Genomic DNA, 20,317 nt, shown 5'->3' with positions numbered 1-20,317 from the left:
TTCAGGGGAGGTGTGAACCCGGCGATTACGCGGGAGAAATCTCCCGGGTCACATCGCCGCCCAGGGCCTGCATACGGTCGGCGAGATATGAGTGGCCGCGGTCGATGAGATATCCGGATTCGATGACGGTCTCCCCTTCGGCGGCCAGACCGGCGAGCACGAGGGCGATTCCCGAACGGAGGTCGTGCGCGGTCACCGACGTTCCGGTCAGCGGAGTGGCGCCGCGGACGACCGCGCTGTTCTCCTTGACCTCGATGTCGGCGCCCATCTTGTTCAGCTCGGAGGCCAACGCGAACCGGCCGTCGAAAATGCGCTCGTGAATGTAGCTGGCACCGTCGGCGAGGCAGGCGACCGTCATGATCGGCGACTGCAGGTCGGTGGCGAAGCCGGGGTAGGTGTCGGTGATGACGTTGATCGGGCGCAGCGGGCGGTCCCGGCGCACGTGGAGCACCGCGCCGTGGTCGGCGAACTCCACCCCCATCTGCTCCAGCTTGTAGCGGACCACACCGAGGTGGTCGAGGTCGGCGCCGACCAGGTTGACCTCGCCGCCGGTGACGGCCGCCGCCATGGCGAACACGCCCGCGTCGAGACGGTCGGGCATCACGGTGTGCTCGACGGCCTGCAGCTCCTCCACGCCCTCGACGGTGATGAAGCCGGTCCCACCGCCGCTGATCTTCGCGCCCATCCGGGTCAGCATTTCGATCACGTCGAGGACCTCGGGCTCCAGCGCCGCGTTCTCGATCACGGTGGTGCCGCGCCCGAGGACGCCCGCCATGATGAGGTTCTCGGTGCCGGTGTGCGAGGGGGTGTCGAGGTAGAGGGTGGCGCCGGTGAAGCCGGCGGCCTTGACGTGGATGACGGCGTCGCCCTCGTCCACCACCGCGCCGAGGCGCTTGTAGCCCAGGTAGTGGAAGTCGAGGTTGCGGCTGCCGAGGTTGCACCCGCCGACGCCCTCGATGACGGCCTCGCCGAGGCGGTGCAGCAGCGCGGGCACGAACAGCACCGAGCCGCGGAAGCGGCGGGCGATCTCCGCGGGCAGCACCGGGCTCGTCAGCGTGGAGGCGTCGATGACCAGCGTGCGCTCCGCCTCGTGGAGCTCGACCTTCGCGCCGATCGCCTCGGCCAGTTCGACCGCGCGGCGGACGTCCTCGATGATCGGCACGTTGCGCAGCACGGTGCGGCCCTTGGCCGCCAGGAGCGCGGCGCCGATCATCGGAAGGACGGCGTTCTTGGCTCCCTGGATGAAGGCGGTTCCACGGAGGGGATTGCCACCGCGCACGCGGTAACGGACCATTCGTAATGCTCCTTGCAGGTGGGGCGGTTGTACGTCTACGGCGAAGCGCGACAGCCGGGGCGGCTACCGGCCAACAGTAGCCGCTGGATGTCCCTGAACAGGCCGCTTCGTGCGGGAACTACCCCTTGAAAGGCCGAACAGTCGGAGGGCGCGTGGACTCCGGGTGAGGGTCACGCGTCCGCTCGCCGGTCCGGGGGGAACGGAAGGGCGGTACGAGGGTCTTTCGCGGGGGTCGTCCGGCACGGCCGGCGGGACGGCGCGGAGGTGACCGGGGGTCACGGGAGCCAGCCCCGGGGCACGTGCTTCACCGCCCCGATTTTATTCACGCCGCCCGCGTCCCCCGCGCGGCGGGGGTCAGCGGGGAGGCGGCCGACAACAGGGTGTCGGCGCGCTGGTCGACGAAGCGGGTGACGAGTTGCTGGCCGTACCCGAACGCCATGGCCCACACCAGGATCGCCGGCTGCGAGCCGAGCCCGGCGAAACCGGGGACGAAGCCGGAGTTCAGGATCAGCAGGCCGAGCACGGCCGTGGCGACCCCGGCCGGCGCCTTGAGGAGGTTCTGCACCACGGCCAGCGAGTAACGGGTGGACTGCTCCGACCGGGTGGACAGCGAGGCCGCGGTGGCCAGCGCCGCGCCCAGCATCCCGACCAGGGCGACGAGCGGGACGTCGCCGTGGCCCGGGCTGCGCCCGCCGGTCGGGCAGATCTGCGCGGGCATCAGCCCCTGGGCCTGGACCACCGCCTGGTTCCCGCACATCGGGACGACCTCGGGCCAGATCGCGCCGACGGCGACCACGCCCAGCACGAGCAGGGTGAGCATCATCACCCCGGCGAGCAGCAGGTTGCGGAAGCTGCGGACCCGCCCCGTCTCCATGGCCTGGGCGGTGTAGGCGGCGCGCAGCACCGACTGCATCAGCGGCCTGTCGTCCTCGCCCAGGTCGCCGGCGGCGAGCCTGGCCTGCAGGTGCACCAGGCGGGGGTCGTCGGCGGGGAGGTAGGCCCGGCCGATCGCCACCACCTCCGGGCACCTGCCGCACAGCTCCACCGTGGGCAGCACGCCATACAGCATGACGGTCGCGCTGTTGATGTTGGACCAGGCGCCCTCGACGGCCTGGCCGGTCAGCCAGCGCCGCAGCCCGTGCCTGCTGCGGGCGTAGGTCTCCGCGCGGGCCAGGTGGGTGCCGATGCCCTCGCCGACCGAGACGAGCTGGCCCGCCTCGTCACGCAGGGCCAGGGCGCGCTCGGCGTCGGCCCTGATCTCCTCGCTGCGCGTGGCGACGTACACCCGCCAGGTGCCCGGCCAGCGCAGCACGCCGGTGTCACCGATCCGTTCGAGCGACACCGGGGAGTCGAGCGTCATCGTTCCTCCGAGGGGGGCGCGGCGGGACGGGCGGCACCTGCCCCCTGATCATCGGGGCATGCCTCCTCCACGCTACGTCTCCCGCCCCCCGCGGGTTCACCGTGCCGCCCCGGCGTCTCCCGCGGGCGTCCGGGCCGCGCCGGCCGCGCTCGCCGTACGGGGGGCGGCGCCGCGAAGAGGCCCGGAGGGTCCGGGACGCCGTGCCCGCGGCTTCAGAGGGCGCGGGACGCGATGTCGGTGCGGTGGTGCGAGCCGCGCATCCGGACGCGGCCGACCGCCTCGTAGGCCGCCGCGCGCGCCGCCGCCACGTCCGGGCCGGTGCCGACCACGCTGAGCACCCGCCCGCCGCTGGAGACGACGCGGTCGCCGTCGGCGGCCGTCCCGGAGTGCAGCACGTAGGCGTCCCCGCCGACGTCGGAGAGCCCCTCGATCACGTCGCCCTTCACCGGCTCGCCGGGGTAGTTCTCCGCCGCGACGACCACGGTCACCGCGGCGCCCTCGCGCCACGACAGTGGCCCGAAGCCGCCCAGCGCGCCGTTCGCGCAGGCCAGCAGCAGCCGGCCCAGCGGTGTGGCGAGCCGGTCGAGCACCACCTGGGTCTCCGGGTCGCCGAACCGCGCGTTGAACTCGATGACCTTCGGGCCGCCGGCGGTGAGGGCCAGGCCCACGAACAGCACCCCGGTGTACGGGGTGCCGCGCCGGGCCAGCTCGGTGACCGTCGGGATGACGGTCTCGGCCATCACCCGCTCCGCGAGGTCCGCGGGCGCCCACGGCAGCGGCGTGTAGGCGCCCATGCCGCCGGTGTTGGGCCCCTCGTCGCCGTCGTAGGCGCGCTTGTGGTCCTGGGCGGGCTGGAGCGGCACGGCCGTGGAGCCGTCGCACAGGGCGAACAGCGACACCTCGGGGCCGTCGAGGAACTCCTCGACGACGACCCGCCCGCAGGCGGCGGCGTGCCGCAGCGCCTCGTCGCGGTCGCCGGTGACGACCACGCCCTTGCCGGCCGCGAGCCCGTCGTCCTTGACCACGTACGGCGCGCCGAATTCGTCCAGCGCCGCGGCGGTCTCCTCGGGGGTGACGCAGGTGCGCGACCGCGCGGTGGGCACGCCCGCCGCGGCCATGACCTCCTTGGCGAACGCCTTGGACCCCTCGATGCGGGCCGCCTCCGCCGACGGCCCGAAGCAGGGGACGCCCGCCGCCCGGACCGCGTCGGCCACCCCGGCGACCAGCGGAGCCTCCGGGCCCACCACCACCAGGTCGGCCCCCAGTTCCACGGCCAGCCCGGCGACCCGGTCCGGGTCGGTCGGGGTCACCGCGTGGAGGGTCGCCACCCGCGCGATGCCCGCGTTTCCGGGAGCGCAGTGGACCTCGGTGACCTCGGGATCTGCCGCCAGGGCCCGGCACAGGGCGTGCTCGCGCCCGCCGGAGCCAATCACAAGAACGCGCACGTGCGAGAGCCTATCGGTCCCCCGCCGGACGGTGGTCCTCCCGGTTCGGCGGACGGCCGTCACGGCCAGGAGTAAGCTGGAAGGCACCCGACTTCTGTGCTAGGTTTGGGCGGCTTTGCCTCTCTCAGGGTGATTGGAGGTGGTTGGGGATGTCCTCTGGCGATCCCAGCAGTACGTGCACGCGCACGTCTTCGGTGCGCACCCTTGACCACTCCGCATCATTGCCCGGCAGGCATCGCGCGCTTTTCTCCGCAGAACCGAGGTGACATCGCGTCGCGCGTGAACGGCCCAGGCCGGGCGGGAAGGCCTGCCATGCGCTCCTCGCTTCTCTTTCCCCGGATCAAGCACACCCGCGTCGTGCGGGCTCCGCACGCCCCCGCCGCCTCCTCCCGCGTCAGGACCGCCGGCCGGTGCGTTCCGCCCAGCGACTCGCTGGTCGAGTACGCCGCCTACATCGACGGCAAGAAGATCGAGGCGCTCGGCATCCCCGACGCCCTGGAGATCGTCCGCCGGCACAACGCGGCCGAGGAGAACGGCAACGCGTTCGTCTGGGTGGGGCTGCACGAACCCGACGCCCCCGAGGTCGAGTGGCTGGCGGAGGTCTTCGCCCTGCACCCGCTCGCCGTCGAGGACGCCGTCAAGGCTCACCAGCGCCCCAAGGTCGAACGGTACGGCGACTCGCTGTTCGTGGTCCTGAAGACCGTCGCCTACCTCGACCACGACGTGCTCACCGCCACCAGCGAGATCATCGACACCGGCGAGATCATGATGTTCGTCGGGCCCGACTTCGTGGTGACCGTACGGCACGGCGGGCTCTGCCCGCTGTCGGTGGTGCGCGAGCGCCTGGAGGACGACCCCCGCCTCCTCGACCGCGGCCCGACCGGCGTGCTGCACGCGATCGCCGACCACGTCGTGGACAAGTACCTCACCGTGGCCGACCTGATGCAGGCCGAGCTGGAGGACGTCGAGGCCATGGTCTTCGCCGACGTCAGCGCCCGCGACATCGGCCGCATCTACAACCTCAAGCGCGAGATGATCGAGATGAAGCGGTCCGTCACGCCGCTCCAGTCGCCCATGTCGTCACTGGCCCAGCGCCGCATGATCCCCTCGGAGATGCGGGAGTACTTCCGCGACGTCGTCGACCACCTGGCCCGCGTCTGCGAGCAGGTCGAGTCGTCCAACGAGCTGTGCAACTCGATCCTGCAGGCGGCGCTGGCCCGCTCCAACGCCCTCGCCAACGAGGACATGCGGAAGATCTCCGCGTGGGTGGCCATCATGGCGGTCCCGACGATGATCGCCGGCATCTACGGCATGAACTTCACACACATGCCCGAGCTCGACTCGGTCTTCGGCTACCCGCTGGTGATCGGCGTGATGATCATCGCCTGCTCGCTGCTCTACCGGGGCTTCCGCCGCAACGGCTGGATGTAGCGACACGGGCCGCGCCGTACGGCGCGGCCCGGCCCGGAACGCCCGACGTACGGCCGGGGAAGGGCACGGGCGGCCTCTCCGGGCCTACGCGCGGGCCAGGACCGGAGCCGCCGCCGGAGCGGGGACGGTGACGGGCGGGGGGACGGGCAGACCCCGCTCCGCCCACAGCGCGCGCATCCGGTCGGGGTAGTCGGTCACGACCCCGGCCACCCCGAGGTCGAGCAGCTCCGCGGCCCGGCCGGGGTGGTTGACCGTCCAGGGCACCACCGGCAGCTCGTGCTTCTCCGCCTGCCGCGCCAGCTCCACGTCGACCATGACGTGCGCGGGCGACAGCACGGTGCCCCCGGCCGCCGCGGCGGCGGCCGGCACGTCGCCGCCGAAGTCCGCCAGGTGCAGGCCCGCGAGCCAGACCGCGTCCATGGTGGCGTGCTCGATCAGCGCGTACCGGGGGACGTCGGGGACGAGCGAGCGGGCCACGTCCAGGATCCGCCAGTCGAAGCTGAGGATCGCCGCCCCGCCGAGCCTGCGGTGGCGGGCCAGCTCGGCCACCACGGCCTCGGTGAACTCCGCGGGATCGGCGGTGAGGTCGGGCCTGGACGGGTCGGACTTCAGCTCCACGTGCATCCGCACGTCGTCCGCGCCGTAGGCGTCCACCAGGCCCAGCACGGCGCCGAGCGTCGGCATCCGGGTGTCGGGCACCGGCACCTGCGTCGCGGCGAACCGGTCGGTCTCGGCGCGCGGGCGCCGGACCCCGCAGTCGAGGGTGCGCAGCTGCGCCAGCGTCAGCGCGCCGACGGGCCTGCCGACGTAGGGGAAGAGCGGGTCGCCGGGGAAGACCGGCCCGCGGTCGGCGCTGGTCACCGGGGAGACGGTCAGGTCGTGGCTGAGCACCAGGCACCGGTCGGCCGTCATCACGACGTCGAACTCCAGCGCGTCGACTCCCAGCTCCAGGGCGTGGGCTAAACCGGGAAGCGTGTTCTCCGGACGGAGCCCGCGGGCCCCCCTGTGGCCGTGAATCTCGACATGCACGGGGGGACCTTACCGATCTCCCGTGCCGAACGCCCGTACGACACGCGCCCGCCGTGCAACGGGCGCGCGTCGCCGGGATGAACCTCAGGTCAAGGAGGTCAGATCAGCGAGTGCAGCTGGAGCGTCTGGGTGCGGCCCGGCCCGACGCCGATCGCGGAGATCCGGGCGCCGCTCATCTCCTCCAGCGTCCTGACGTACGCCTGGGCGTTGGGCGGCAGCTCGTCGAACGACGTGGCCCCGGAGATGTCCTCCTGCCAGCCCGGGAACTCCTCGTACACCGGCTTGGCGTGGTGGAAGTCGGTCTGGGTCATCGGGATCTCGTCGTGGCGGACGCCGTCCACCTCGTAGGCCACGCAGACCGGGATCCGCTCCAGGCCCGACAGCACGTCGAGCTTGGTGAGGAAGAAGTCGGTGACGCCGTTGACGCGGCTGGCGTAACGGGCGATCACCGCGTCGAACCAGCCGCAGCGGCGGTTGCGGCCGGTGGTGACGCCGTACTCGCCGCCGGTGGTGCGCAGCCACTCGCCCATCTCGTCGGTCAGCTCCGTGGGGAACGGGCCGGAGCCGACACGGGTGGTGTACGCCTTCAGGATGCCGATCACGCGGGTGAGCCGGGTCGGCGGGATGCCCGAGCCGGCGCAGGCGCCGCCGCTCGTCGGGGAGGAGGAGGTGACGAACGGGTACGTGCCGTGGTCGATGTCGAGCAGCGTGCCCTGGCCGCCCTCCAGCAGCACGGTCTTACCGTCGTCCAGCGCCCTGTTCAGGATCAGCGAGGTGTCGGCGATGTGCGGCTTGAGGCGCTCGGCGTAGCCGAGGTACTCCTCCAGGACCTTGTCGGCCTCGATCGCCCGGCGGTTGTAGAGCTTGGTGAGGATCTGGTTCTTCTCCTGCAGCGCGGCCTCGATCTTCTTCCGCAGGATGCCCGGGTCGAGGAGGTCCTGGACCCGCACGCCCATCCGGTAGACCTTGTCGCCGTAGGCCGGGCCGATGCCCCGGCCGGTGGTGCCGATCCTGGCCTTGCCGAGGAAGCGCTCGGTCACCTTGTCGATGGCCTTGTGGTGCGGCATGATCAGGTGCGCGTCGGCGGAGATCAGCAGCCGCTCCGAGGAGACGCCCCGCTCACTGAGCCCGTCGATCTCGCTCAGCAGCACGCCCGGGTCGACGACCACGCCGTTGCCGATCACCGGGACGACGTTCGGCGAGAGCACACCGGTCGGCAGCAGGTGCAGGGCGTATTTCTGGTCGCCGATGACGACCGTGTGGCCGGCGTTGTTCCCGCCCTGGTATCTGACGACGTAGTCCACTCGGTCGCCGAGAAGGTCGGTCGCCTTACCCTTGCCCTCATCGCCCCACTGGGCACCCACGAGAACGACTGCCGGCATCGCTTTTCTCCCACCGCAAAAACGAAAACCCCGGACGCAATCGCGACTGGGGCTCTTGCGTGGTGAGAATACCCGAACGAATCCGGTATGGGGATCTCCCGCCCTCCCGGCGGGAGATCCACCGGCGTCAGCGGGCGCTGAGAACCTCGGCCGCCTCGGGGCTCGCGTCCTTCAGGAACTGCAGGCAGCGTTCGGCCTCGTCCTTCTCCCCGATGGCCGTGGCCGCCCGGCACAGCGCGTGCAGGCAGCGCAGGAAGCCCCGGTTGGGCTCGTGCTCCCAGGGGACGGGTCCGTGGCCCTTCCAGCCCGCCCGGCGCAGCTGGTCGAGGCCGCGGTGGTAGCCGGTGCGCGCGAACGCGTACGACGTCACCGCGTGGCCGCCCGCGAAGTACTCGTCCGCGAGCGTGGCCCAGGCCGCCGGGTAGGCGGGGAAGCGCGCGGCGACGTCGGATGCCTGGACGCCGGATTCCAGCGCCTCCCTGGCCTCGGGCAGGTCCGGCAGCCGGGTCGGCGGCGGGCCGGCGAGAAGGTTCTCGTGCGTTTCCATGGGGACAGTCCTACCTCTTCCGTCGGTCCTGGCGAAGAACGACCCCCGGTTGTCCGTGCCCGGGGAGCCGCCCCGGCGCCGCGCCGGGCGTCCGGAGCGGCTCCCCGGCCGCCGGGCGCCGTCCGGGAGTCGTTCCGGCGCCGTCACGTCACGCGTCGTCCGGGAACCGCCCCGGCGCCGCGGATCAGGAGATCTTCGTGCCCGCGGACCTCAGGTGCCGGCAGGCCTCGACCACGCGGGCGGCCATGCCGACCTCGGCGGCCTTGCCGTACGAGCGGGGGTCGTAGGTCTTCTTGTCGCCGACGTCGCCGTCCACCTTCAGCACACCGTCGTAGTTGCGGAACATGTGGTCGGCGATCGGCCGGGTGAAGGCGTACTGGGTGTCGGTGTCGATGTTCATCTTGACCACGCCGTAGGAGATCGCCTCCTGGATCTCCTCCAGGGCGGAGCCGGAGCCGCCGTGGAAGACGAGGCTGAACGGCTTCTCCTTGCCGTACTTGGCGCCCACGGCCTCCTGGATGTCCTTCAGCACGCTCGGGCGGAGCTTGACGTGGCCCGGCTTGTAGACGCCGTGCACGTTGCCGAAGGTCGCGGCGAGCATGTAGCGGCCCCGCTCGCCCAGGCCCATCGCCTCGGCCGTGGCCAGGGCGTCCCCGACCGTCGTGTAGAGCTTCTCGTTCATCTCGCCGACGACGCCGTCCTCCTCGCCGCCGACCACGCCGATCTCCGCCTCCAGCACGATCCTCGCGCGGGCCGCCTTGTCCAGGAGCTCCTGCGCGATCTCCAGGTTCTCGTCCAGCGGCACGGCCGAGCCGTCCCACATGTGCGACTGGAACAGCGGGTCCTCACCCCGCGACACCCGCTCCAGGGAGATGTCGAGCAACGGCCGGACGAACTTGTCCAGCTTGTCCTTGGGACAGTGGTCGGTGTGCAGCGCGACCGTCACCGGGTACTTCTCCGCCACGACGCGGGCGTACTCCGCGAACGCCCTGGCGCCCGTCACCATGTCCTTGATGCTCGCGCCGGACAGGAACTCGGCGCCGCCGGTGGACACCTGGATGATCCCGTCGCTCTCCGCCTCGGCGAAGCCGCGGAGCGCGGCGTTCAGGGTCTGGGACGAGGTCACGTTGATCGCCGGGTAGGCGAACTCGTTCGCCTTCGCCCGGTCGAGCATCTCGGCGTATACCTCTGGGGTCGCGATGGGCATGGTGTCATCTCCCTACGAGACGGCTTAAGGCGGCTGGCGCGGGGCCCGGCGCGGACCGGGCCCTTGGCCAGTATCCAGGGTCCTGGTCCGGCCCGATAGTTCCGTCACCGTCCCTTCGCATGCCCAGACGACCTCGCCGGTAATCCCCGGCGGGGTAGGCTTCACGCTGATGGACCTCCTGCACAACCTCCTCGACCCCAAGTGGTGGCTCGGACTGCTCGGCCCGTTCGCCACGGCCGGCGTGCTCGGCATCATCTTCGCCGAGACCGGGCTGCTGCTCGGCTTCTTCCTGCCCGGCGACTCGCTGCTGGTCGCCGCGGGCATCTTCAGCACGGCCGAGGCCGCCACCGCCATTCCGGGGCTTGAGCCTCTGTCGTTCCCCCTGCTGCTGGTCCTGGCGCCCCTGTGCGCCATCGCCGGCGCCCAGCTCGGGCACCATCTCGGCGCCACCTACGGCCGAAGGATGTTCGACCGCCCCGACTCCAGGCTCTTCAAGAAGGAGTACGTCGACAAGGCCGAGCACTACTTCCAGAAGTTCGGCCCGGCCAGGGCGGTGGTGCTCGCCCGGTTCATCCCCATCGTCCGGACGTTCCTCAACCCGGTCGCCGGCATGCTCGGCATGAGCCGCAAGAGGTTCTTCCTGTGGAACTGCATCGGCGGCATCATCTGGACCGACGGCATGCTGATCTTCGGCCGGCTGGTCGGCTCGGCCGTGCCCGACATCGACAAGTACATCCTGCCGGGCGCCCTGGTCGTCATCCTGATCTCGATCATCCCGATCATCCTGGAGATCGTGAAGAGCCGCAGGGGCGGTGGACCCGGCGGTCCGGCCGCCCCCGGCGCTCAGGGCGGCACGGGCGTCCCCGGTGCTCCGGATGTGCCGGGCGTCCCGGGTCAGCAGGGCGAGGCCGGCGTCGCCCGCCCCCGGGGCAGGCACCACCGCGACACGTCCGCCCCGTGGGGCGACGGCCAGTGGTGACCGCGCGGGACGACGCCCGGCGGTGACGCGGGGTCACCACCATGCGAGTGAGGCACGGTGGTGACGAGCCGGGGCGCCGCTCTCAGGCCAGGTCGAGCTCCTCCAGGCCGTAGGCGCTCCGGTACGGCAGGCCCGCCTCGGCGACCGCCGCCGCCGCGCCCCGGTCCACGACCACGGCCACCGCCACCACCTCGGCGCCCGCCTCGCGCAGCGCCTCCACCGCGGTCAGCGCGGACCCGCCCGTCGTGGAGGTGTCCTCCACCGCCAGCACCCGCCGCCCCGCGACGTCCGGGCCCTCGATCCTGCGCTGCAGCCCGTGGACCTTCTGCGCCTTGCGCACCACGAACGCGTCGAGTTTGCGGCCCCGGGCCGCCGCCGCGTGCAGCATGGCCGCCGCGACCGGGTCGGCCCCCAGGGTGAGCCCGCCCACCGCGTCGTAGTCGAGGTCCTCGGTGAGGTCCAGCATGACCCGGCCCACCAGCGGAGCCGCCTGCCCGTCCAGGGTCACCTTCCGCATGTCCACGTAGAAGTCCGCCTCCTTGCCGGAGGACAGCACGACCTTGCCGTGCACGACACCCTTGCTCTTGATCTCGGCCAGCAGGCTCTCACGATCGCTCATGGCAACAAGGTTAGGGCGGTATCCCCGGCGCGCCGCTCCCGCCCCGCTTCACGCTCCGTCCCCGCCCGCTCCGCCGCCCCCGCCTGGCCGCCGCTGAGCCGTGCCCGGTCTCCGCGCCTCCGGGGCCGGCTTTACCCGGGCCGCGACCCCGGCAAAACGACGGTCCCGGTTTAGCCATCACCCCGAGTGCGGAATCACCGATACTGCTACTCAGAGTAACGGAGGGTTCGCGATGAGCGCGGTAGGGCCTCAAGGAGACGCCGACCTGCTGGCCGCGGCGCGGGGCGGGAACGCCGCGGCCTACGGCACGCTGTACGAACGGCACGCCACGGCGGCCCGGATCCTCGCGCGCCGCCTCGTCCGCGACCCCGTCGAGGCCGAGACCGCCGTCGCGGAGACCTTCACCGCGCTCCTGCTGCTGGTCAGGGACGGCGGCGGTCCGCGGGAGGCCTTCCGGCCCTGGCTGCTCGCCGCGCTCCGCCGGACGATCCGCGACCGCGGGCGAGGGGAGCGCCGGCCCGGCCGAGGGGCGTTCCCGGCGGACCCGGCCCTGGCCGGGCCGGAGCGCGCGCCGATGGCACGCGTCTTCTTCTCACTGCCGGAACGCTGGCGGCTCGTCCTGTGGCACACGGGAGCGGAGCGGGCCGGACCGGCCGAGATCGCGCCCCTGCTGGGCCTGACCCCCGACGGCGCGTCCGCGCTCGCCCGCACCGCGAGGGAGGGGCTGCGCCAGGCGTACATCCGTACCCGCCTGGCCGGCGACCTGGGGATCGGCTGCCGCCCCACGCTCCGGAAGATGACCGCTCACCTGCGAGGGGACCTCGACCGGCGCGCCGCGGCGGCCCTGGAGGAGCACATGGACGGCTGCGCCGGCTGCCACGCCGCCTTCCTGGAACTGGCCGACGTCGGCCGGGCGCTGCGCCGGGCCGTCGGCCCCCTCGTCGCGGGCCCGGCGTTCCCCGCCTACCTCACCGGGCTGGAACGGGCGAGGGGCGTGCGCGGGCGGCTCCGCCGGTGGCGGGTGCCCGGCTCCTGGTGGCGACCCCTCGCGGCCGTCGCGGCGACCGTCGCGCTGACCGCCACGGCGACCCTGGCCGCCGCGCTCACGGTGGCGTCCGCGGGCGGGCCGCCGGGCCCGCAGTCCGGTTTTCCGCCACCCGGCACGCCGTCCCCGCCATCCCCGGCGGACCGGTGCACCGCAGACCCGTCCGCCCGTACGGCGGGCGGATCACCGGGGGCGGGAAGCGGTCTCCCCCGGCCGTGAACCGCGCACGGGAATTCGGACACGGGCGGAACGGGCCGGGGTGAATCGGGCAGTTACGGAAGACCTGAATAACAGGACAAACTGGTACGGTCTGCGTGGACACACTGGCGTATGGTCAGGCGCGGGTCGAATCGCCGGGATTCAGCCTCAGACGATCAGTTGCTTGATTACCCTGAGGAAGGGCCGCCTGCCTGATCCCTCAGGGTGCTTTCTGGCTTTTCAGGCCGAAGGCGGGCCACGTAGGAAGGGCGGTGTCGCGTGGATCGCTGCGCGCTGTTCGTGGACGCTGGCTACCTGCTGGCCGACGGCGCTATGGCCGCGCATGGGACCCGCCATCGCGAGGCCGTCACCTGGGACTACCCGGGCCTGCTGAAGCTCCTCAACACCCTCTGCCGGGAACGCACCGGGCTCCCCGTGCTGCGCTGCTACTGGTACGAGGCGACCGTCGAGGGCCGGCGCACACCCGAACACGACACGCTGGCCGACATCCCCGGCCTCAAGCTGCGGCTGTCGCGCATCCGCCCCGGCCGCCGGGAGGGCGTCGACGCCCAGGTCCACCGCGACCTGATGACGCTCGCCCGCAACAACGCGGTCTGCGACGCCGTCGTGGTCAGCGGTGACGAGGACCTCGCCCAGGTCGTCTGCGACGCCCAGGACCTCGGCGTCCGCGTCACCGTCGTGCACATCGGCGCCGACGGGAGCTGGGCGGTGTCCCGCTCACTGCGCCAGGAGTGCGACGACCTCATCGAGATCGGCGCCGGCCACCTGCGGCCCTACGTCACCCTGAACGGCGCCGCGGCCGACTCGCCCGCCCGCGGCAACGGCCACCACACCGCCGGAAACGGCCAGGTCACCGTACCCCTGACCAACGGTTCGCTGAGCGGCGGCACAGGCGGCCTCGGCGCGGGTCTGAGCGGCGGCGCAGGCGGCCGGAACGGCGCCATGAGCGGCACGGGCGGTCCGGGCGGTCCGGGCGGCGGCACAGGTGCTCTGGGCGGCGAACTCGCCGCAAGCGGCGCGGGCAGCGGCCTGGGCTCCGGTACGCCGAACGGCGGTCCGACCGGCTTGGGCGGCGGCACAGGCGGCTTGGGGTCCGGTACGCCGGCCGGCGGCCTGAGCGGCGGCACGACCGGTCTGGACGACACCACACCGAGCAGCGGCATGAACCCCGGCACTGCGGGCGGCGGCTTCGGCACCGGTCCCGGTTCCGGTACGGCGGGCAGCGGTCTGAACAGTGGTGCGCAGAGCAGTGGTACGGCGGGCAGCGGTCTGAGCACCGGTACGCCGGGCGGCGCGACGGCCGGCGGCCAGGGCATCGGCGCCGCGGGTGACGGCCTGAACACCGGCATGGGTGGCGCTCCGACCCCCGCCCCCCTGCCGCAAAGGAGGAGCCGGGCGAGCCACGCCCAGACCTCCCAGCCCGCACCGCCGTCCTACTCCGGTTACACCCAGGAGCCGTCCTCCTCTTCCCTCCCGCCCGCCACGGCGCCCCAGCCACAGGCTCCCGCCACTCCGCCCCCGGCTCCGGCCTCCCCGCCCGCTCCGGCCTCGCTCCCGGCGGCCTCGACCCCGAACGGGCCGACCAGCTCGTTGCCCGCCGTCTCGCCGTACACGTCGAACGGGACCGGAGGCATGTCCGGTTACCAGTCCGCCTACACCGGCCCCCAGGCGGCTCCGGTGCCGATCCAGAGCATGCCCGCGGGCGTCGCCACCACCCTCGCCGACGCGGTCAAGGCCGCGCACAAGGAGGGTTACGACTTCGGCGAGTCCGTCGCCAAGGACGCCCCCGCTCTGTGGCTGGAGGCCGTGCTGGCCCGCAAGCCTCGGATGCCCTCCGACCTTGAGGCACGTCTCCTTCAGGGCTCCTCCCTGCCGATCGACTTCCTCCTCCACGACGAGGTCCGCCACGCCCTCCGCCGAGGCTTCTGGGACGCCCTCGAACGCGCCCGCCGCTAGCGCGGGCACAACGGTCCGCATCGCGAAGCCCGGCCCGTGCGGCCGTTCAGGCTGGGGCTTTTCCCGCTTGGGGGGTGGTTCCCCGGGTTTGGGTGGGTTGGTGGTTGCCGGGCTGGTCGGGGGTTCGCGCTGCGGTGGGTGGGTGTTCCGGCCGGCGCTGTGGTTGCTGTCTGGTTCCGACCGGCCTTCGGCCTGGCCTCGGGCGCGGTGGTTTCTGGCGTTTTGAAGCCGGCCGGAACACCCACCCACCTCCGCGCCATGACTTGCCCGGCCGTACGGCCTGCTCGCCGTAGCTGCTCCCTTTCTGCCGGCCCACGGTCCCCGCCGATGCTGAAGCGTTCCTGCTTCTCCGTCCGGGGCGGGTCGCCGTAGCCTTGCGGCCACACTGGCGGGGGAGAGCGCAGGGCCGGGCGCCGTAGCTTCTCCCTTTCGGACCGCTCATGGCCCTCGCCTCTTTCCTTCGAGCAGGAACCCGGACCTCCCACGGTCCTCTACGGCCCGCACCGCCGGCAAAGAGGATGTGAGCCAGGGCGCTGGTGAAGTACGTGTGAGCGGTGGAATCAGGGGCCGGGTCGACCATTTCAAGGGAAGAAATCCGAGGGGCGAGGAAGCAAGAGGTGGGAGCAGGCGAAAGGTCGGGCTTGAACCTCTCGTCGCGTGAGGTCCTAGCGTTGCTGACGTGATCGGGGAAGACGCCACCGCGCGCTGGTGGAGCATCGGTGAGCTGGCTCGGGCCAGCGGGGTCACAGTGCGCACGCTGCGGCACTACGACGAGATCGGTGTGCTGCGATCCGGCGAGCGCACCGCGTCCGGCCATCGCCGGTACACCGCGGCTGACCTGCGGCGGCTGTACCGGGTGCGGTCGCTGCGTGCGCTGGGCATGCCGCTTGATGAGATCAAGGAGGTGCTCGCGTCCTCGCCGGAGAACCCGGCGGCGATGCGGACTCTCCTGAGAACCCAGCTGCGGCAGCTGACGTTCCAGGCGGAACAGATTCAACAGCTGATCGAACAGATTCATGGGTTGCTGCGACAGCTCGACGAGGCGTCGATGCCCGATCCGGACCAATTCATGACGACCTTGGAGATGATCTCGATGCTGGAGACCTACTTCACGCAAGAGCAACGCGATGAACTCGCCCGTCGCCGCGGCGAGCTGGGCGCCGAGGCCGTCGAGGAGGCCAAGACCCACTTCATCGAGCTGGTCGAGCAACTCCTCAGGCACGTACAGGACGGCACCCCTGCCGACGATCCGCAGGTGCAGGAACTCGTCCGGCGCTGGGACGAGCTGGCCACGCCCTTCCACGCCGAAGACGCCAGGGGAGAACAGACCAAGGCGGCGGCTCGGCGAATGTGGCAGGAGCATCGCGACCAGCTCAGTGCCCGCCTGCCCTGGCCGACCGAGAAGATGGTCGAACTCCTGGCGTATCTGGAACGCGCACGGACCACCGCCCACTGAGCGGTCCGTCGTCGCAGCCGCCCCACCATAGGACCGTGGGAGACCCGTGTTCCTGCTCCCCGGAGGGGCCCTAGAAGACCCGGGTTCCTGCTCGAAGGAAAGAGGCGAGGGCCATGAGCGGTCCGAAAGGGAGAAGCTACGGCGCCCGGCCCTGCGCTCTCCCCCGCCAGTGTGGCCGCAAGGCTACGGCGACCCGCCCCGGACGGAGAAGCAGGAACGCTTCAGCATCGGCGGGGACCGTGGGCCGGCAGAAAGGGAGCAGCTACGGCGAGCGGGCCGTACGGCCGGGCAAGTCATGGCGCGGAGGTGGGTGGGTGTTCCGGCCGGCTTCAAAACGCCAGAAACCACCGCGCCCGAGACCAGGCCGAAGGCCGGCCGGAACCAGACAGCAACCACAGCGCCGGCCGGAACACCCACCCACCGCAGCGCGCACAAACGACCGGCCCGGCGACCACCGACCCACCCAAACCCGGGGAACCGCCCCCCAAGCAGGAAAAGCCCCAGCCTGAAAGACCGGAACACCCACCAACCACCGACCCGTCCATGCCTAGGGAAACCCCTGCGATGTGAACGGCTTCGGTCTGGTTATGGAGGCGGGACGTGCTCAGGGGGTCAGGAGAGCGCGTCGAGGCCGGCGCGGAGGTGGTCCAGGCGGTGGGAGAGGTCGGCCAGCGCGCCGGTGAGGCTGGGGTCGCCGGTTTTGCGGGCCAGCTCGCCGACCCGGATGAACTCGTCCTCCACCGCGGCCAGACGCCTCGACAGCTCCGGGAGCACGGCCGCCTGGTCGGCGGCGTCACCCGGGGGCAGTTCGCCGGCGAGCCGGTCGCGGAGCATGGACGCCTGCTCGGCCAGGCGGCGGTTCATGTTGTAGAGCTCGACGAACACCGCGACCTTCGCCCGCAGCACCCACGGATCGAACGGCTTGGTGAGGTAGTCGACGGCACCGGCGGCGTAGCTGCGGAAGGCGTAGTCGGGGGCGCTGTCGACGACGGTCAGGAAGATGATCGGGATGTTACGGGTGCGTTCGCGCCGCTTGATGTGGGAGGCGGTCTCGAACCCGTCCATGCCGGGCATGCGGACGTCCAGGAGGATGAGCGCGAACTCCGTGTTGAGCAGAGCCTTCAGCGCCTCCTCGCCCGATCTCGCTCGGACGGGCACGAGGTCGAGTGAGCTGAGGATGGCCTCGAGCGCGATCAGGTTCTCTTCCCGGTCGTCAACCAGGAGGATCTTCGCCCGGTCGGACATCGATCAAGCCCCTTCGTAGGAGTCGCCGGCCGCCTTGCCGCGGCTCAGCCAGCCGCGCAGGCGTTCCAGCAGGCGGTCGACGTCCACGGGCTTCGGCACGTAGTCGGAGGCGCCGGCCGCGATGCTCTTCTCCCGGTCGCCGTGCATGACCTTAGCGGTTAGCGCGATAATCGGCAGATCGGCGAACTGCGGCATCTGGCGTATCGCGGACGTGGTGGCCCAGCCGTCCATCTCGGGCATCATGATGTCCATCAGCACCAGCGCCACGTCCTCGTTGCGTTCGAGCTGTTCGATGCCCTCACGCCCGTTCTCAGCGTAGATGACCGTGGAACCGTACCGTTCGAGCACGCTGGTCAGCGCGAAGACGTTACGGATGTCGTCGTCCACGATCAGGATCTTGGCGCCGGTGAGCGGGTCGTCGCCCTTCCAGGGCTTCGTCTCGCTCTGCCAGGGGTTCGGGGCCGGCAGGCTCTCCGGCAGGATCGTCTCCAGCTCGGGCAGCGCGACCGGCTCCGCCGGCGTCTCGTCCGGCACGAGGACGGGCGTCTCCTCCTGGGGCGGGGCGGAGGCGGCCGGCACGGCGGCTCCGCCGTCGCGTGACGCCAGCGGGCCGCTGTAGACCGGCGGGAGGTAGAGGGTGAAGATGCTGCCCTTCCCGACCTCGCTGACCACGTGGATCTCGCCGCCGAGCAGGCGGGCGATCTCCCGGCAGATGGACAGGCCCAGGCCCGTCCCGCCGTACTTGCGGCTGGTGGTGCCGTCGGCCTGGCGGAACGCCTCGAAGATGACCTCCTGCTTGTCGGCGGCGATGCCGATGCCGGTGTCCACGACCTCGAAGGCGAGGATGCCGGTGGCGCCGCGCAGGGTGTCGTCCACGAAGGCCACGCCGGGCTGCGCGTGGCTCACGCGCAGCCGTACCTCGCCCGTGGGGGTGAACTTCATCGCGTTGGACAGCAGGTTGCGCAACACCTGCTGGAGGCGCTGCTCGTCGGTGTGGACCTCCTGCGGGACCGCCGCGTCGACCTCGACCGCGAACGACAGGCCCTTGTCCTGTGCCACGGGGGCGAAGGTGGCCTCGAAGTAGTCGACGAGCTTGGGCAGGGAGATCTGCTGGGGGTGGATGTCCATCCGCCCGGCCTCGACCTTGGTCAGGTCGAGGATGTCGTTGATGAGCTGGAGCAGGGAGGAGCCGGCGCCGTGGATGGTCCGGGCGAACTCGACCTGCTGGACGGTGAGGTTGCCCTCGGCGTTCTCGGTGAGCAGCTTGGCCAGCACCAGCAGGCTGTTCAGCGGGGTGCGCAGCTCGTGCGACATGTTGGCCAGGAACTCGGACTTGTAGCGCGAGGAGACCGCGAGCTGCTCGGCGCGTTCCTCCAGCGTCCGGCGGGCCTGTTCGATCTGGAAGTTCTGGATCTCGATGGCGCGGTTCTGCTTGGCCAGCAGCGCGGCCTTCTCCTCCAGTTCGGCGTTGGAGCGGCGCAGCTCCTCCTGCTGTCGCTGGAGCTCGTCGGAGCGCTCCTGCAGCTCGGTGGTGAGGCGCTGCGACTCGGTCAGCAGGTCCTCGGTGCGGGAGTTGGCCATGATCGTGTTCATCGTGACGCCGATGGTCTCGACGAGCTGGGTCATGAAGTCGTGGTGGACCTCGCCGAACTGGCGGAAGGAGGCCAGTTCCAGCACGCCGAGGACCTGCGACTCGAACAGGATCGGCAGCACGACGATCTGGGCGGGGGAGGAGGAGCTGAGGCCGGTGTCCACGGTGAGGTACTTCGCGGGCACGTCGTCCAGGACGATCCGCCTGCCCTCCAGGGCGGCCTGTCCCACGATGCCCTGGCCGATCGCGAACCGTTCCCGGGCGTTGGAGCCGGGGCGCGTGCCGTACCCGGCGATCAGGTGCAGGTCACCGGAGGCGTCGGCGAGGTAGAAGGCGCCGTAGCGGGCGGAGACCAGCGGGGTCAGCTCGCTCATGATGAGCCTGGCGACCTCCATCAGGTCGCGGTGGCCCTGCATGAGGCGGGAGATGCGGGCCAGGTTGGACTTGAGCCAGTCCTGTTCCTGGTTGGCGGTGGTGGTGTCGCGCAGCACCGACACCATCGTGTTGATGTTGTCCTTCAGCTCGCCGATCTCGCCCTCGGCGTCGACGGTGATCGAGCGGGTCAGGTCGCCGCGGGCGACGGCGGTGGTGACCTCGGCGATCGCGCGGACCTGGGTGGTCAGGCGGCCGGCCAGCTCGTTCACGTTCTCGGTGAGCCGCTTCCAGATGCCCTCGGCGCCCTCGACGCGGGCCTGGCCGCCGAGCTGTCCTTCGGAGCCGACCTCGCGGGCGACGCGGCTGACCTCGGAGGCGAAGGAGGACAGTTGGTCGACCATGGTGTTGATGGTGGTCTTCAGGGCGAGGATCTCGCCCTGGGCGTCCACGTCGATCTTGCGGGTCAGGTCGCCGTTGGCGACGGCGGTGGTGACCTCGGCGATGTCGCGGACCTGGTAGGTCAGGTTGTTGGCCATGGAGTTGACGTTGTCGGTGAGGTCCTTCCAGACGCCGGAGACGCCGCGGACGCGGGCCTGGCCGCCGAGCTGGCCTTCGGTGCCGACCTCGCGGGCGACGCGGGTGACCTCGTCGGCGAACATCGACAGCTGGTCCACCATGGTGTTCAGGGTGTCCTTGAGCTGGAGGATCTCACCCGCGGCGTCCGCGGTGATCTTCTTCGACAGGTTGCCCTGGGCCACCGCGGTGGAGACGGCCGCGATCTGCCGCACCTGGGTGGTGAGGTTGTTGGCCATGACGTTGACGTTGTCGGTGAGGTCCTTCCAGACGCCCGACACGCCCCGCACCTGCGCCTGGCCGCCGAGCTGTCCCTCCGACCCCACTTCGCGGGCGACGCGGCTGACCTCGGAGGCGAAGGAGGACAGCTGGTCGACCATGGTGTTGATAGTGGTCTTCAGGGCGAGGATCTCGCCCTGGGCGTCCACGTCGATCTTGCGGGTCAGGTCGCCGTTGGCGACGGCGGTGGTGACCTCGGCGATGTTACGGACCTGGTAGGTCAGGTTGTTGGCCATGAAGTTGACGTTGTCGGTGAGGTCCTTCCAGACCCCCGACACGCCCCGC

15 protein-coding genes are annotated in these 20,317 nt (G+C 71.4%); 5 read left to right on the top strand and 10 right to left on the bottom strand.

Going from position 1 to position 20,317, the window contains the following annotated elements; genetic code table 11:
• Positions 1-25 precede the first annotated feature (25 nt).
• The 3 genes from murA to purD form a co-directional block, all read right to left on the bottom strand.
• The gene (murA, locus tag IEZ10_RS23700) at positions 26-1,294 is read right to left on the bottom strand and encodes a UDP-N-acetylglucosamine 1-carboxyvinyltransferase (RefSeq protein ID WP_189248700.1); all 1,269 of its coding nucleotides are present in this window, start codon (positions 1,292-1,294) and stop codon (positions 26-28) included.
• Positions 1,295-1,616: 322 nt separating this feature from the next.
• Positions 1,617-2,654 carry a hypothetical protein gene (locus IEZ10_RS23695; RefSeq protein WP_189248699.1) on the bottom strand — a complete coding sequence of 346 codons (1,038 nt, stop codon included), beginning with the start codon at positions 2,652-2,654 and terminating at the stop codon, positions 1,617-1,619.
• A 212-nt stretch (positions 2,655-2,866) separates the two neighbouring features.
• Positions 2,867-4,099 (bottom strand): phosphoribosylamine--glycine ligase, encoded by a 1,233-nt coding sequence (gene purD, locus IEZ10_RS23690; RefSeq protein WP_189248698.1) that lies wholly within the window; start codon positions 4,097-4,099, stop codon positions 2,867-2,869.
• Positions 4,100-4,411: 312 nt separating this feature from the next.
• Here purD and corA point away from each other — a divergent pair, with 312 nt between their 5' ends.
• Positions 4,412-5,530, top strand: a complete 1,119-nt coding sequence (corA, locus tag IEZ10_RS23685) for a magnesium/cobalt transporter CorA (protein ID WP_189248697.1) — start codon at positions 4,412-4,414, stop codon at positions 5,528-5,530.
• An 84-nt stretch (positions 5,531-5,614) separates the two neighbouring features.
• Here the strand turns inward: corA and IEZ10_RS23680 are convergent, their stop codons facing one another.
• From IEZ10_RS23680 to fbaA, 4 genes are all read right to left on the bottom strand, one after another.
• Positions 5,615-6,559, bottom strand: coding sequence for a glycerophosphodiester phosphodiesterase family protein (locus IEZ10_RS23680; RefSeq protein ID WP_189248696.1), 945 nt, complete (start codon positions 6,557-6,559; stop codon positions 5,615-5,617).
• 98 nt (positions 6,560-6,657) lie between these two features.
• Positions 6,658-7,941 (bottom strand): adenylosuccinate synthase, encoded by a 1,284-nt coding sequence (locus IEZ10_RS23675; RefSeq protein ID WP_189248695.1) that lies wholly within the window; start codon positions 7,939-7,941, stop codon positions 6,658-6,660.
• 127 nt (positions 7,942-8,068) lie between these two features.
• Positions 8,069-8,488: a DUF3151 domain-containing protein gene (locus tag IEZ10_RS23670; RefSeq protein WP_189248694.1), complete on the bottom strand. Its 420-nt coding sequence runs from the start codon at positions 8,486-8,488 to the stop codon at positions 8,069-8,071.
• A 184-nt stretch (positions 8,489-8,672) separates the two neighbouring features.
• Positions 8,673-9,695, bottom strand: a complete 1,023-nt coding sequence (gene fbaA, locus IEZ10_RS23665; RefSeq protein ID WP_189248693.1) for a class II fructose-bisphosphate aldolase — start codon at positions 9,693-9,695, stop codon at positions 8,673-8,675.
• Between the two features lie 169 nt (positions 9,696-9,864).
• Between fbaA and IEZ10_RS23660 the strand changes: the two genes are divergently transcribed.
• Entirely contained in the window at positions 9,865-10,674 is an 810-nt protein-coding gene (locus IEZ10_RS23660; protein ID WP_229811564.1) for a DedA family protein, read from the top strand.
• An 82-nt stretch (positions 10,675-10,756) separates the two neighbouring features.
• Here IEZ10_RS23660 and pyrE read toward each other — a convergent pair whose 3' ends face one another.
• On the bottom strand, positions 10,757-11,293 hold the full coding sequence (gene pyrE / locus IEZ10_RS23655) for an orotate phosphoribosyltransferase (protein ID WP_189248692.1): 537 nt from the start codon (positions 11,291-11,293) through the stop codon (positions 10,757-10,759).
• Positions 11,294-11,525: 232 nt separating this feature from the next.
• On the opposite strand from pyrE, the gene IEZ10_RS40025 reads away from it, so the two are divergent.
• The 3 genes from IEZ10_RS40025 to IEZ10_RS23640 all read left to right on the top strand — a co-directional run bounded on the left by IEZ10_RS40025 (position 11,526) and on the right by IEZ10_RS23640 (position 15,969).
• Positions 11,526-12,557, top strand: coding sequence for a sigma-70 family RNA polymerase sigma factor (locus tag IEZ10_RS40025; protein WP_189248691.1), 1,032 nt, complete (start codon positions 11,526-11,528; stop codon positions 12,555-12,557).
• 258 nt (positions 12,558-12,815) lie between these two features.
• The gene (locus IEZ10_RS23645; RefSeq protein ID WP_189248690.1) at positions 12,816-14,513 is read left to right on the top strand and encodes an NYN domain-containing protein; all 1,698 of its coding nucleotides are present in this window, start codon (positions 12,816-12,818) and stop codon (positions 14,511-14,513) included.
• Positions 14,514-15,192: 679 nt separating this feature from the next.
• Complete coding sequence (locus IEZ10_RS23640) at positions 15,193-15,969, top strand: MerR family transcriptional regulator (RefSeq protein WP_189248689.1); 777 nt, start codon at positions 15,193-15,195, stop codon at positions 15,967-15,969.
• Positions 15,970-16,581: 612 nt separating this feature from the next.
• Here the strand turns inward: IEZ10_RS23640 and IEZ10_RS23635 are convergent.
• Together IEZ10_RS23635 and IEZ10_RS23630 are read right to left on the bottom strand one after the other, a co-directional pair.
• The gene (locus IEZ10_RS23635) at positions 16,582-17,214 is read right to left on the bottom strand and encodes a response regulator (protein ID WP_179820860.1); all 633 of its coding nucleotides are present in this window, start codon (positions 17,212-17,214) and stop codon (positions 16,582-16,584) included.
• A 3-nt stretch (positions 17,215-17,217) separates the two neighbouring features.
• The coding region (locus tag IEZ10_RS23630) for a HAMP domain-containing protein (protein ID WP_189248688.1) at positions 17,218-20,317 on the bottom strand (3,100 nt) is incomplete at its 5' end.

Source organism: Streptosporangium pseudovulgare (assembly GCF_014648055.1).
GTDB classification, from domain to species: domain Bacteria; phylum Actinomycetota; class Actinomycetes; order Streptosporangiales; family Streptosporangiaceae; genus Streptosporangium; species Streptosporangium pseudovulgare.
The sequence above is the reverse complement of the archived record's forward strand: the minus strand, read 5'-3'. Positions and strand labels throughout refer to the sequence as shown.

Excerpts from the sequence above, each read along its gene's own strand:
- murA (WP_189248700.1), bottom strand. The coding sequence starts at position 1,294 with ATGGTCCGTTACCGCGTGCGCGGTGGCAATCCCCTCCGTGGAACCGCC.
- IEZ10_RS23695 (WP_189248699.1), bottom strand. The coding sequence starts at position 2,654 with ATGACGCTCGACTCCCCGGTGTCGCTCGAACGGATCGGTGACACCGGC.
- corA (WP_189248697.1), top strand. The coding sequence starts at position 4,412 with ATGCGCTCCTCGCTTCTCTTTCCCCGGATCAAGCACACCCGCGTCGTG.
- IEZ10_RS23675 (WP_189248695.1), bottom strand. The coding sequence starts at position 7,941 with ATGCCGGCAGTCGTTCTCGTGGGTGCCCAGTGGGGCGATGAGGGCAAG.
- IEZ10_RS23670 (WP_189248694.1), bottom strand. The coding sequence starts at position 8,488 with ATGGAAACGCACGAGAACCTTCTCGCCGGCCCGCCGCCGACCCGGCTG.
- fbaA (WP_189248693.1), bottom strand. The coding sequence starts at position 9,695 with ATGCCCATCGCGACCCCAGAGGTATACGCCGAGATGCTCGACCGGGCG.
- IEZ10_RS23660 (WP_229811564.1), top strand. The coding sequence starts at position 9,865 with ATGGACCTCCTGCACAACCTCCTCGACCCCAAGTGGTGGCTCGGACTG.
- pyrE (WP_189248692.1), bottom strand. The coding sequence starts at position 11,293 with ATGAGCGATCGTGAGAGCCTGCTGGCCGAGATCAAGAGCAAGGGTGTC.
- IEZ10_RS40025 (WP_189248691.1), top strand. The coding sequence starts at position 11,526 with ATGAGCGCGGTAGGGCCTCAAGGAGACGCCGACCTGCTGGCCGCGGCG.
- IEZ10_RS23635 (WP_179820860.1), bottom strand. The coding sequence starts at position 17,214 with ATGTCCGACCGGGCGAAGATCCTCCTGGTTGACGACCGGGAAGAGAAC.